General features: G+C 64.8%; 9 protein-coding genes. 8 read left to right on the forward strand and 1 reads right to left on the reverse strand.

The window, feature by feature from the left end:
* Window positions 1-2: 2 nt before the first annotated feature.
* The 7 genes from ACN6KF_RS32090 to ACN6KF_RS32120 all read left to right on the forward strand — a co-directional run bounded on the left by ACN6KF_RS32090 (window position 3) and on the right by ACN6KF_RS32120 (window position 11,296).
* The gene (locus ACN6KF_RS32090; protein ID WP_434960933.1) at window positions 3-1,520 is read left to right on the forward strand and encodes an amidohydrolase family protein; all 1,518 of its coding nucleotides are present in this window, start codon (window positions 3-5) and stop codon (window positions 1,518-1,520) included.
* Window positions 1,521-1,560: 40 nt separating this feature from the next.
* Window positions 1,561-3,021 carry an amidohydrolase family protein gene (locus tag ACN6KF_RS32095; protein WP_434960934.1) on the forward strand — a complete coding sequence of 487 codons (1,461 nt, stop codon included), beginning with the start codon at window positions 1,561-1,563 and terminating at the stop codon, window positions 3,019-3,021.
* Between the two features lie 359 nt (window positions 3,022-3,380).
* Window positions 3,381-4,352, forward strand: a complete 972-nt coding sequence (locus tag ACN6KF_RS32100) for a LysR family transcriptional regulator (RefSeq protein WP_434960935.1) — start codon at window positions 3,381-3,383, stop codon at window positions 4,350-4,352.
* A gap of 303 nt (window positions 4,353-4,655) precedes the next feature.
* Window positions 4,656-6,752: a hydantoinase/oxoprolinase family protein gene (locus tag ACN6KF_RS32105; protein WP_434960936.1), complete on the forward strand. Its 2,097-nt coding sequence runs from the start codon at window positions 4,656-4,658 to the stop codon at window positions 6,750-6,752.
* A 111-nt stretch (window positions 6,753-6,863) separates the two neighbouring features.
* On the forward strand, window positions 6,864-9,011 hold the full coding sequence (locus ACN6KF_RS32110) for a hydantoinase B/oxoprolinase family protein (RefSeq protein WP_434960937.1): 2,148 nt from the start codon (window positions 6,864-6,866) through the stop codon (window positions 9,009-9,011).
* A 26-nt stretch (window positions 9,012-9,037) separates the two neighbouring features.
* A complete protein-coding gene (locus tag ACN6KF_RS32115; protein ID WP_434960938.1) occupies window positions 9,038-9,799 on the forward strand; it encodes an SDR family NAD(P)-dependent oxidoreductase in 762 nt (253 codons plus the stop codon).
* A 42-nt stretch (window positions 9,800-9,841) separates the two neighbouring features.
* Window positions 9,842-11,296: an aldehyde dehydrogenase family protein gene (locus ACN6KF_RS32120; RefSeq protein WP_434960939.1), complete on the forward strand. Its 1,455-nt coding sequence runs from the start codon at window positions 9,842-9,844 to the stop codon at window positions 11,294-11,296.
* Window positions 11,297-11,314: 18 nt separating this feature from the next.
* On the opposite strand, the gene ACN6KF_RS32125 is transcribed toward ACN6KF_RS32120, so the two are convergent.
* A complete protein-coding gene (locus ACN6KF_RS32125; protein WP_434960940.1) occupies window positions 11,315-12,232 on the reverse strand; it encodes a LysR substrate-binding domain-containing protein in 918 nt (305 codons plus the stop codon).
* A gap of 161 nt (window positions 12,233-12,393) precedes the next feature.
* On the opposite strand from ACN6KF_RS32125, the gene ACN6KF_RS32130 reads away from it, so the two are divergent.
* Window positions 12,394-13,647, forward strand: a complete 1,254-nt coding sequence (locus tag ACN6KF_RS32130) for an aromatic ring-hydroxylating oxygenase subunit alpha (RefSeq protein WP_434960941.1) — start codon at window positions 12,394-12,396, stop codon at window positions 13,645-13,647.
* The last annotated feature ends 11 nt before the right edge of the window (window positions 13,648-13,658 follow it).

Here is a 13,658-nt window from a genome sequence, read left to right on the forward strand (position 1 = left end):
CCATGCTGACATTGATCAAGGATGCGCGCGTCCTCACGCTCGATGAGACCAATGGCGAGCATTCGAGGGCCGACATCCTCGTCCGCGGCGACTCTATCGAGGCGATTGCCCCGGACCTTGCGGCCGGAATCGGCATGGACGGCGTGCGGGTGATCGATGCCTCCGGCCAGCTCGCCATGCCGGGCCTGGTCAACGGCCACTTTCATTCACCGGCCAACTTCATGAAGGGCGCGCTCGACAACTGGCCGCTCGAGCTGTTCATGCTCTACGAGGTACCGCCTTTGATGCGCGAGGTCGTCTCCGCGCGCTTTGCCTATGTGCGCACCATGCTCGGCGCCATGGAGATGCTGCGCCAGGGCGTCACCTCCGTGCATGACGACTGCTTCTTCGTGCCGGTGGTCACACAGACGGAAGTCGACAACGTCATGCAGGCCTATGAAGATGCCGGCATGCGGGCCACGGTAACGCTCGACCAGCCCAATGTGGTCGAGCACGCCAAATACCCCTTCCTGAAGGATCTGCTGCCGTCCCACCTGCGCGAGCGCATGGAAGCGGTGCCCCTGATGTCGGACGCCGACCTGCTCGCCCATTACGAGGGCTTCCTCGAGCGTTGGCATGATCGCGCCGGGGGACGGCTGCGCTGTGCGGTGTCGTGCTCGGCGCCCCAGCGCGTCACGCCCTCCTATTTCAAGGCGCTCGGCGCGCTCGCCCGCGAACGCGACCTTCCCTACAACATGCATATCCTGGAAACGCGCCTGCAGCGTGTGCTCGGCGAGGTCAATTACGGCAAGTCGCTGATCCGCTATGCCCATGATAGGGGCGTGCTCAACGAGCAGGCCATGGTCATCCACGCCATCTGGATCGACGAGGACGATCTGGCGCTCCTGGCTGATTCCGGCTGCTCGATCGCCCATAATCCGGTGTCCAACCTCAAGATCGGCAGCGGCATCATGCCGTTCAGGCGCCTGCGCCAGCGCGGCATCAATGTCTGTCTCGGCAATGACGAGGCGGCCACCGATGACGGCATCAATCTGTGGACCGTCGGCAAGGTCGCCGGCCTCGTCCACAACGTCGCCGATCCCGATTTCGACCGCTGGCCCCTGCCCCTGGAAATCCTGACCGCGCTGACCTCGGCCGGCGCCAGGGCCATGCGCCTGCCCCGCCCGACCGGGCGGCTGGCGCCGGGCTGGCAGGCCGACATCATCCTCCTAGATCTCGACAGCTTCGCCTTCACGCCCCTCAACGACCTCAGGCGCCAGCTCGTCTATTGCGAGAACGGCTCGTCGGTCACCACGGTGATGGTGGGCGGACGCATCGTCGTCGAGAACCGCCGTCTGCTCACGGTCGACGAGAATGCGCTGAAGCAGGAAGCCCGCCTCCTGGCCGGCGAATTCGCCGAATACATGGCCCGCTGCAAATCCGCCGCTGACGAGCTCGAACCCCATTATCGGCGCATGTATCGGCAAGCGCTCGCCACACCCATCGGCCTCAATCGCTGGGCCGGGCCGATGACGCCCTGATCCACCTCCTCCTCAAGTCATCCCGAACGGACCGGAAATCATGACCACCACCAGAGTGAAAGCGCGCTATGTGATCGGCTTCGACGGCGAGCAGCACCGCACGCTCGTCGATGCCGAAGTCGTCTACCAGAACGACACCATCGTCTTCGTCGGGCGTGGCTATCAGGGTGAGGTCGACGAGGAAATCGACGGGGGCAACGCCATTCTCGGGCCGGGCTTCATCGATCTCAATGCCCTGGGCGACCTCGACACCACCATCCTCGCCTTCGACAACCAGCCCGACTGGGCGAAGGGGCGCGTCTGGCCGGACGACTATCTCGCCGCCGGTCCGATCGAGATGTATTCGGCCGAAGAGCAGACCTTCAAGATGAAATATGCCTTCGCGCAATTGGTGCGCAACGGCATCACCACGGCCCTGCCGATCACCTCGATGTTCTACAGGCAATGGGCCGAGACCTATGACGAGTTCGCCCGCTCGGCCGACAGCGCGGCGGAGATCGGCATCCGGGCTTATCTCGGCCCCTGCTACATGACCGGTGTCACCATCATCCGCCAGGACGGCAGCTTCGATACCTTCTGGGACGAGGAGCGCGGCCTCAGGGGACTGGAGACGGCCAGGGACTATGTCGGCACCTATGACGGTGCGCATGGCGGGCTGATCCGAGGCATGTTGGCGCCCGATCGCATCGAGAACTGCACCCCTGAGCTGCTGCGGCGCTCGGCCCATATCCGCGAGGAGCTCGACTGTCCGATCCGCCTGCATTGCTGCCAGGGCATGGACGAATTCGAGACGATCGTGGAGCGCCATGACAAGACGCCGGTGGAATGGCTGGCCTCGCTCGGCTTCCTCTCCAGGCGCTCGCTGCTGCCCCATGGCGTCTACCTGACCGGCCACTCCAAGGTGGCGCGGAGGGGCGACGATGTCGGCCTGCTGGCGCAATCCGGCGCCACGCTGATCCATTGCCCGCTCGTGCTCTCTCGCTATGGCGGCGCCATGGAATCCTTCGCGCGCCTCAAGCGCCAGGGCATTCCGATCGGCCTGGGCACCGACACCTTCCCGCCCGACATGGTGGAGAACATGCGTATCGGTATCAGCCTGTGCCGGGTTGCCGATGCGGATGTCGGCGCCTGCAGCTCGGCCGATTTCTACAACGCTGCCACCCTCGTGGCGGCCGATGCCCTCGGGCGCCCCGATCTCGGCCGGCTTGCCGCCGGCGCCAAGGCCGACATGACGCTGTTCGATCTTGGTGCCTTCGAACTCGGCCCGGTCATCGATCCCATCCAGACCATGATGCTCAGCGGCACCGGTCGGGATTTCAAGACCACCATCATCAACGGCCGGGTGGTGATGCGCGACCGGCAATTGCCGGGCATCGACCTCGAAGACTATCGCTTGCGAGCCCAGGCCCAGTTCGAGCGGCTGATCGACAAATATCCGCTGCGCACCTGGCGCCACCCGCCGGTCGAAGACATCTTCCTGCCCTCGTTTAAATTTGCATGAGCCGGTCGTGCCGGCCCGGCTGTGCTCCTTGATTGCGTCAAGGTTTCGCTGCCCCTCTCCTCGTAAGAACGGGGCGAGGGGAAACATCGGCGTGGCGCTCTAACCTGAAATCAATTCGTCTCGCCCGACGGTTGGGCCAGATGCAGGATTGCAAGGACATGTTGCGACGCTTGTGCGCCCCTCGCCCCGTTTACGGGGAGAGGGTTAGGGTGAGGGGCAGCGCAACAGCGACAGAGTGGCTGAACAACGAGAATCCCCGCGGCCATTGGTATAACTCTTTGTCTTGACCTATTTTCTCAATCGAAGGATCTCCAGCTCAAGCCGGAAGGCGCCAAATGCCGAGTGCCGATAAGACTCCAATGACCAAAGGGCACAGTGCGCAGCGCTTGTTCGCGTCCCAGGCCTCGCTCCACAAGCTCGAGATCTTCTGCATGGTCTGCGACCTTCAGAGCGTCACCCGCGTGGCGGAGCGGCTGCGCATCGCACAGCCGGTGGTCAGCGCGCATCTGCGCTTCCTGGAGGACAAGGTCGGCGCCAAGCTCTTCGAGCGCAGCGGGCGGCGCCTGGTTTTGACGCGGGAAGGCATCCGCGTCGAGGCCTGGGCTCGCGATGTCGTCACCCGAACCCGCGAACTGGAACGCGAGCTGGCGCTGTCAGGCGACGGGGAAGCAGGCAGCGCCGTGGTCTCGGCGTCCATGACAGTCGCCTCCTATGTGCTGCCTCCGATGTTCGCCGCCTTTCGCCGCACCTTGCGCGAGGGCGGCATCACCGTCCAGGTTTCCAACCCGCAATTCGTCACCGCCAGCGTCAGGGATGGCTCCTGCGATTTTGGACTGTGCATTCTGGATCCACGGCACGATGTCGATGGCCTCGGCGTCGAAAAACTATGGACTGAACAGCTCGTCCTGATTGTCGCAGGCGACAGCACCCTGGTCGGTAACAGCGCCGATCCGCAGGAGATCGCAAGCCTGCCCTTCGTCTCCTCCCCTCGCCAGCAGGTCCGGCGCGAGCTCGAGGAGGACGCGCTCTATGCCCATGGCATCCGGCATCGTGAGGTCGTCCTCGAATTCGGGCATCCGGAGGCCATGAAGCAGGCGGTGCGCCATCATGCCGGTGTCGCCTTCGTGCTGGAGAGCTGCGTGCGCGACGAACTCGCCAGGGGGCTGCTGCGGCAGGTCGCGACGCCGGGGCTTGACCTGCCTGTCCCCGTCTTCCTGATCCACAAGCGGGGCAAGACCTTCTCGCGCTTCCAGTCCCGGCTGATGGATTTCGTGCGGGAGGCAGCCGCAGATGGTCAGGTACCGAGTTTCGAGCCTCCTGCGGCGGTATGATGGCGGGCTGAGGAGTCATCCGTCAATAAACGAAACGAATTGGCGCTCCAGCTATTTCCGGGACGATGCCTCAGCAAGCCCGTTCGTCATTCTTCATTTCATAGGCATTTGGCTATGTATCGCTGCGAATTATATATTGGATTGTCGTAAAGCCCGGGCGTAAAACTCGACCCATGTTCGCGGGGAAGAGAGCCCTGCGCCGGGACAGAATCCAATTTCAAGCGCGTTTCCAGCCGCTGTGCCATGCACGGCAGCCTACGCGCTCGGCCATGGATCATCCGGTACCAGGCTGGGAGGAAGTCCATGTTTCTGGGTGTCGATATTGGCGGCACGTTCACCGACCTCGTTCTGCTGGACGAGAATGGCGGCCTGATTACCACCAAGGCGCTGTCCACGCCGGGCGAATTGGAGGTCGGCGTCTTCAATGCCGTACAGGATGCCGCCGCGCAGCGCGGCATGACCGGCGAGGAATTGCTGGCTCGGGTCATCGCCTTCGGCCATGGCACGACCCAGGCGACCAACGCCGTCATCGAGCGCGACGGGGCCCGTACCGGCCTGCTCGCCACCCGCGGTTTCGGCGACACGCTGGCGATCCAGCGCCTGATGGGCTTTACCGCCGGTGTGCCGGTCGACCGGCTCGGCTGGTATTCGCGCCGGCGCTATCCCCAGCCGATCGTGCCGCGCCATCTGGTGCGGGAGATCCGCGAACGTGTCGACCATGCCGGCAAGGTGCTGGTTGCACTTGACGAGGAGCAGGTGCGGGCCGCAGTTCGCTCCCTGGCGAGCGAGGGCGTCCAGACCTTCGCGGTCGCCTTCCTGTGGTCATTCCGCAATCCCGAGCATGAGCGCATTGCCGCCCGCATCATCGGCGAGGAAGTACCGGGCGCCTATGTCAGCCTCTCGAGCGAAGTTGCCCCCGTCATCGGCGAATATGAGCGCACGGCCACGGCCGCGCTCAATTCCTATCTTGCCCCCAAGGTCGTCTCCTACCTCGACGGCATCGAGCAGATGCTCAGGAAGCGCGGTTTCAAGGGCGCCTTCTCCATCCTCAATTCGGCCGGCGGCGTCATGCCGGTTGCCGAGGCCGCGCGCCGGCCGGTGACACTGGTCACCTCCGGCCCGACCGGCGGGGTGATGGGCTCGGTCCATCTGGCCAAGAAGCTGGGCTATCGCAACCTCATCACCACCGACATGGGCGGCACCTCCTTCGACGTCGCCATCGTGGTCGACGACAAGCCGCTGATGTCCACCAATCACGAGGCCGGCGGCTTTCATATCGCCACGCCGATGATCGAGGTTCGCGCCATCGGCGCCGGGGGCGGCTCGATCGCCCGCGTCATCGACGGCCAGCTGCGCGTCGGCCCCGACAGCGCCGGCGCCCGGCCAGGACCGGTGTGCTACGGGCGGGGCGGCAGATTGGCCACCGTCACCGACGCCGATGTCGTGCTCGGCATCATCGATCCCCAGACCTTTCTCGGCGGCAAGATGAAGCTCGACAAGGCGGCGGCATCGGCCGCCATCGAGGAGCAGATCGCCAAGCCGCTCGGCCTGACCACCGAGGAAGCCGCCGCCGGCATACGCCGCATCGTCGATGCACAGATGGCCGATACGCTGCGCGAGGTCACCATCGGCCGCGGCCACGATCCGCGTGACTTCGTGATCTTCGCCTATGGCGGGGCTGGCCCGGTCCATTGCGCCGGCTATGGCGCCGAGCTCGGCGTGCCCAAGATGGTGGTGCCCGTGACCTCCATGGCGCATTCGGCCTATGGAGCGCTCGCCGCCGACCTGCAGTTCGCCGTCGAAAAGTCGCTGCTGATGCGGGCAGGCGGCGGATCGCGCGCGCCTGCCGACGGCCTGGTCGCCTCCGAGATCGCGGCGGCCTTCGCGAGCCTCGAAGCCGAATGCCTGGACGCCATGCGCCGGGCCGGGGTCGCCCGCGAGGATATCCAGCTCGTGCGCACGGCGGATCTGCGCTATCGCCGCCAGACCAACGACCTCATCATTCCCGTGCCGGCGGGCGAGATCGCCGCTGCGACGCTGGACGAACTCGTCGCGCGCTTCGAGGCTGTTTATGAGCAGACCTATGGCAAGGGATCGGCCTTCCGCGAGGCCGGCCTCGAGCTGACCAATGTCCGTGTCGAGGCTTTCGGCAAGGCGCGTCGGCCCGAGATCGCCCTTGTGGCCCCCACGGGCGAGCCGACAGTCGGCAAGCGCCGGATCTTCGAGCCCGTCGCCACCGCATGGATGGATTGCGCCGTCTATAATTGGCGCGAGCTGCCGAAGGATTTCATCGTGACCGGCCCCGCCGTCATCGAGCACCCCGAGACCTCGGTCTTCGTGGCGGCCAGTCAGGTCGCCCGGCTCGACGCCACCAACAACATCACCATCGAGCAGCGCTAGGACATGGTGCGATCCGATGGGATCGCAACCCGCCCTAATTCTTTGTTTTGACGCATTTTCTTAGCCGAAAAGTCTATCGACTTTTCTGGAAAATGCTTTTGGGAGGCAGCAATGTCTACGACTGACAACGCCATCGATCCCATCACCTTCGAGGTCGTGCGCAACAAGCTGCAGGCGATCACCGAGGAACAGGCGATCACGCTCAAATCGGTCTCCGGCTCGCCGGTGGTGACCGAGGCGACCGACTTCAACAACGGCCTCTATCTCGCCGATGGCTCGATCGTCACCATGGGTCCGCAGGTGCTGTTCCACACCGGCACGATGTCCTCGGTCATCCGTTCTATCAATGCCGAGTTCGCCGAGAATCCAGGAATCCGCGAGGGTGACATGTTCATCCTCAACGATCCCTATCGCGGCGCCATCCATCAGCCCGACGTCTCGATCGTCGCGCCGATCTTCCACCAGGGCCGCCATGTCGCCTGGGCCGGCTCCTGCGCCCACCAACTCGATGTCGGCGGCATGAGCTTCGGCTCCTGGGCCATCGGTGCCACCGAAATCCAGCAGGAAGCCATGCTGCTGCCGGGCATCAAGCTCGTGGAGAACGGCGTGCTGCGCCAGGATCTGTGGCAGATGATCATGGGCATGACCCGCCTGCCCCATGTCCTGGGCCTCGACCTCAAGGCGATGATTGCGGCCAACACCGTGGCGGCCCGCCGCCTGGTCGAACTGATGGACCGCTATGGCGGCGACACGGTCGAGACCATCATGGCAGAGGAGATCGCCAGTTCCGAGCGCCAGATCCGCCAGGTCCTTTCAGCCCTTCCCGACGGCGTCTTCCGGGCGCGCGATTATATCGAGCATGACGGCCACGAGAACGTGCTCTACCGCGTCTGCGTCACCGCAACCAAGAAGGGCGACCGCCTCACCCTCGACATGACGGGGACCTCGCCGCAAGCGCCCGGCTTCATCAATTGCACGGCCTCGGGCATGCGCGGCGCCGCTCTCACCGGGCTCCTGCCGATCCTCGCGCCGCGCATTCGCTGGAACGAGGGCATCCTGCGCGCCGTCGATTTCGTCGCGCCCGAAGGCATCTTGTGCAACGCCTCCTGGCCGGCTCCGGTTTCCTCGGGCACGATCTCGACGGCCTGGATCGTCCAGAACGTCGTCGTTGCCGCGCTGTCGCGCATGGTGGCCTGCTCGCCCGAACATGCCGGCGAAAGCCAGGCCGTCACCAAGGGCCACATGATGGTGATGACCCTGGCGGGGCAGGACCGCGACGGCGGGCCGTTCGGCACCTTCCTGCTCGACTCGACGGCGGGTGGTGGCGGTGCCTTCCCCGATCATGACGGCCTCGACGGCTCCGGCGATTTCTGCGTGCCGCGACCGGCCATCGCCAATGTCGAGGCCAATGAGGCGAACGGACCCTTCCTCTACCTTTTCCGTGCCTTCGTACCCGATAGCGGCGGCCCCGGCCGCCAGCGCGGCGGCGCCGGCGCCTCCCTCGCCATCGCACCTTATGGTACCGACGCCCTGCATGCCATGATGCTCGGCCATGGCGTGGAGGTGCCCAATGCGGTGGGCCAGTTCGGCGGCCTGCCCGGCGCCTGCGGCCGCAACGTCATCCGCCGCGACGCCGGCGATCCGGCCGCCCTCGCAGGCCTTGCCGGCGATCTCGACGAATTGCTGGCTGCCGGAGTCGAGCAGCTCGGCCCCAAACCCGGCCGCATGCGCCTCACCTCGCGCGACGTGCTCGGCTATGCCTTCCAGGGCGGTGGTGGCTATGGCGACCCGCTGCTGCGCGATCCTGCCGCCGTGCTCGGCGATGTCGCGAACCGCCATGTCAGCCTCACGGCGGCGGCCGCCCAATATGGCGTGGTGATCGCGAAGGGCACAGTCGACCTCTCCGCAACCGAACAGGCCCGGGCCGCGATCCGCAGCCGGCGCCTGGCCGGCGCCACGCCCAAGCATGCTCCCGGCAAAGGGGAGTTCACCATCGCCGAGGGGCGCTTTGCCTGTGGCTGCGGTTGCGACCTCGGCCCCGTTACGGCGAACTGGAAGGACAGGGTGCGCAGCTATCGCATCGAGCCGGAGACCTACGGACCGCATATCCGCACGCATGCCGATCTCGAACTGCGCGAACATGTCTGTATCGCCTGCGGCACGCTGCTGGAAGCCGAAGTCGTGCGCAAGGACGAAGCTTCCCTGGTCACGCTACAGCTCGACGTCCACCAGAGCCAGCCCGAACACGCGGCGGCCTGATCCGGCCCGCAGGAAAGGAACCCATCATGCAATCTTACCCGTCACGCGGCGCCGTCATCGTCACTGGCGCCGGCCAGGGCATCGGGCGCCGGCTCGCTCTCACGCTCGCCGGCGAAGGCGTCGATGTCTGCATCGCCGACTGGAACGAGGACAAGGGCCGCGCGGTGGCCGAGGAAGACACGCCGGGCACCGGCCGGCGCCTGTTCGTGCGCACCAATGTCGCCGATGAGGCCAGTTGCCAGGGAGCCGTCGCGGCGGCGGTCGAAGCCTTCGGCGGTGTGTTTGGCCTGGTCAACAACGCCTCGATCTTCTCCACCTTGAAGATGCGTCCCTTCTGGGAAATCCCCTCCGACGAGTGGGACCAGGTCCAGGCCGTCAATCTCAAGGGCGTCTTCAACATGACGCGTGCCGCTCGTGAGGCGCTGGTGGCATCGGGCGAAGGCTCGGTGGTCAACGTGGCTTCCTCGACCATCCTGTTCGGGCGGCCCAATTATGCTCATTACGTCTCGTCCAAGGCCGGCGTGATGGGTCTGTCGCGGGCCATGGCGCGCGAGCTCGGTGGCCACTCGATCCGGGTCAACACGCTGACGCCTGGCCCGACCTTCACGGAGGTCGAACGGGCGACCGTGACGCCCGAGCAGAAGGCCGCGATGATCGAGCAGCAATGCCTCAAGCGCGCCGGCGGCCCCGACGACATCGCCGATGCCATCGCCTTCCTGCTTTCCCGCCAGGCCCGCTGGATTACCGGGCAGCTCCTCAATGCCGATGGCGGCATGATCACCCATTGATGTCAGGCCACCCGCACGGGTGGCCGGAAAGAGCACGCAGACATGGCTTACGCGATAGAACATGACAGGATGCTGATCGGCGGCGAACTGGTGCACGCTTCGAGCGGCGAGTTCGACATTTCCATCAACCCCGCCACCGAGGAAGCGATCGGCCGTTCCCCGCGCGGCACGGCCGAGGACGTCGAGCGTGCCTTTGCCGCCGCCGACGCCGCCTGGCCTGCCTGGGCCGCCCTCACCCCGTCCGAGCGCGGGGCCCGCATGCGCGCCTTCGGCGAGGCCCTGCGCGCCCGCGCCGAAGAGTTCCTCAAGATCGAGGTCGCCGACACCGGCAACACCATCACGCCGATGCGCGGCGATGTCGGCCATGCCGTGGACAGCCTGACCTACTATGCCGGCCTCATTCACGAACTCAAGGGCGAGACCATTCCCGCCACGGCCGAGAACCTGCATCTGACCGTGCGGGAGCCCTATGGCGTGGTGGCGCGCATCGCGCCCTTCAACCATCCCTTGATGTTTGCCGTCGCACGCACCGCCGCCATGCTCGCGGCCGGCAATGCGGTGATCGTCAAGCCGCCGGAGACGAGCCCCCTGTCGGCGCTGCTGCTGGCCGAGGTCGCGCGCGAGGCCCTGCCGCCGGGCGTGTTCAACATCGTCACCGGCCCCGGCGCCACGGTGGGCAATGCCATCGTCCGCCACCCCGGCATCAAGCGCATCGCCTTCATCGGTTCGCCCCAGACCGGACGCGCCATCCAGCGCTCGGCCGCCGAAGTGGCGGTCAAGCATGTGACGCTGGAGCTGGGCGGCAAGAACCCTCTGATTGCCTTTCCCGACACCGACCCCGAGATCATCGCAGCCGCTGCCGTGCGCGGCATGAACTTCAGCTGGCAGGGCCAGTCCTGCGGATCGACCAGCCGGCTGCTCCTGCACGAGGACATCCATGATGCCGTGCTCGAGCGCGTGGTCGAGAAGGTTTCCCACCTCAAGCTCGGCGATCCCTTCGATCCTGCCACCGACATGGGCCCTCTCAATTCACGCCTGCAATTGGAAAAGGTCGTTTCCTTTTTCGAAAACGCCAGGGATGACGGCTCGCGCCTGATGACGGGCGGCCGCAGGCCCTTGGGCGAGCGCTTCGCCAAGGGATTCTGGGTCGAGCCAACAGTCTATGCCGACGTCAAGCCCGGCATGCGGCTATGGCAGGAGGAGGTATTCGGCCCCATCCTGTCGGTCGGGCGCTGGAAAACGGTGGACGAAGCGGTGAACCTTGCCAACAGCACCGAATATGGCCTGACGGGCGCGGTGTGGACCAACGATATCCGCAACGCCCTCAATGTCGCCCGCAGGATCCGTTCCGGCCACGTCTGGATCAATGGCTGCTCCAACCATTTCCTCGGCGTTCCCTTTGGCGGCATGAAGAATTCCGGTGTCGGCCGTGAGGAAGGCATCGAGGAGATGATCTCCTACACCGAGGCCAAGACCATCAACATCATGCTGGGCTGAGCCGACCGCGAAGGTCCATCAGGCGGGTTCGAGAAGACGGGCTTCCCGCTTGAGCCAGTCTATGAACAGATCGACGGCCTTCTTCCGTGCCTTGCGCCGGGGCGCGATGAAGAAATAGGCGCTTTGCGTGACGATGGCTTCATTCGTGAGCCTGACCAGCCGGTTCTGGATCAGCAGATCCTCGACCAGCCGGCGCCAGCCGAGCGCGATGCCATGACCGTTCAAGGCGGCATAGATCGCCTCGGTATAGAAGCTGCAATGCATTCCCGAGGCTTTGCCGGGAGCCGCGACGGAGAACGCCGCAAGCCACTCGGCCCAATTGGTCCAGGTGGGGTCGGCGGTATCGTTGGTGATCAGAGGATAGCGCGTGAGCTGGGCGAGATCTCTGATCTCTCCGATCTCCCGCGCATAATCGGTGCTGCAGATGGGAAAGATCTCGTCGCGGAAGAGAAATTCAGCGTCACTGTCAGGCCAAAAACCGCTCCCGAAACGGATAGCCAGATCCACGTCCTCGCCGTCGACCTTGACGGCATTGTCCTGCGTGATGATGCGCAGCCTGATGTTGGGATGGGCTTTCGAGAAGGAGGCAATGCGGGGGAGAAGCCAGAAATGGGAAAAGGCTATCGTCGCCGCGATGGCAAGATCGTCTTCCGCCTCTTCCTTCGACCAGTCCGAGATCGTCTCCGCAATGAGATTGAAGGCCGTCGAGGTCGTGGACGAAAGCTGCTTTCCCTTCTCGGTCAATTCGACCCGCCTGTGCAGGCGCCGGAACAAGGGAAAGCCGAACATATCCTCCAGGAGATGGATCTGGCGGCTGATCGCCGCCTGGGTGACGCCCAGTTCCGCGGCCGCCCTAGTGAAACCGCCCAGGCGCGCCACCGCCTCGAAGGCGGTGAGAGCGGTGAGCGGAGGAAGCTTTCGCCGCAGATTGGCCATGACCTACAGCCCTCGGGAATTCTGACGCGCCGAATGCACCGTGATGACGGTGGCGTCACCCAATACGCATTACATTGAGTTATGGGAAATGCAAACATTTGTGCCGTTGAGTGGGCGGTTTCAAGCGCGCAATATGGGAGGAAATCTGGTGAGGAAAACTCATGCTCAATACATTCTCGTCTGTGATTTCGCCCCTGCTGGATCAGCGCATGGCGGGCCATGCCCTTCCCGCCGGCCTCTACACGCGCGAGGATGTCTTCAAGGCGGATCTGGAGGTGTTCTTCCGCCGGCACTGGATCTTTGTCGGGCTGGAGTGCGACGTCCCCGAGCCGGGCGATGCTCATGTGATCGATCTCGGCAGCTCCAGCATCATTCTGCTGCGCGACGACGACGGCCAGATCCGGGTGCTTCACAATGTCTGCCGCCATCGCGGCGCCCGCCTGCTGGACAGCGGTACTTCGATCGTCTCGAAGCTCGTCTGCCCCTATCATCGGTGGACCTATGAGCTGTCGGGCGAACTCGCCTACGCCCCGCATATGGGTACGACCTTCGACAAGACCTGCAGGAGCCTCAAGCCCGTTCACTTCCGGTCGATCGGCGGGCTCATCTATGTCTGCCTTTCGGACAATCCCCCCGAAGACATCGGCACGCTCGAGACCGTGATGCGGGAGCGCCTAGCGCCCTACGACATCGCGAACAGCAAGGTCGCCTTCCAAAGCGAGATCATCGAGAAGGGCAATTGGAAGCTGACCATCGAGAACAATCGGGAATGCTATCACTGCTCGTCCAATCACCCCGAGCTCTGCGTCTCCTTCATCGATCTCGATTTCGGCTTCGATCCGGCCAGCCTGAGCCCCGAGGACCGGGAAGAAGCCGAGAAGCACCAGGCTCTCTACGAGGCACGCACCAGGGCCTGGGAGGCTGAAGGCCATCCCTCGGCACCAGTCGAGCAACTCGTCGACTGCGCCACCAATTTCCGCACCCAGCGCCTGATCATCGCGGGTGCCGGCGAGTCCCAGACGCCGGATGCCACCGCCGCCTCCTCCAAGCTGCTTGGCTCGATGACGCGCAAGGATCTCGGCGACGTCCATCTATGGGGCCATAATTGCTGGCATCATTTCATGGGCGACCATGCCGTGAGCACCCTCATCATTCCGCTCAGCGCCGACGAGACCCTCGTCCGCACGAAATGGCTGGTGCACAAGGACGCCGTCGAGGGCCGCGACTACGATCTCGACAAGCTCACCAATGTGTGGCTCGCCACCAACGAGCAGGATGCGCAATTGGTCGCGCGTTCCTATTCGGGGGTTCTGGATCCGGCCTATGAGCCCGGCCCCTATTCCCCCTTCACCGAAGGCCAGCTCGACAATTTCGTCAGCTGGTACATCGATCGGATGCGCGCCAATGGCTACTGACGGCTCGCTGC

This window comes from Labrys methylaminiphilus subsp. lupini, from assembly GCF_051161885.1.
Taxonomy (GTDB): domain Bacteria; phylum Pseudomonadota; class Alphaproteobacteria; order Rhizobiales; family Labraceae; genus Labrys.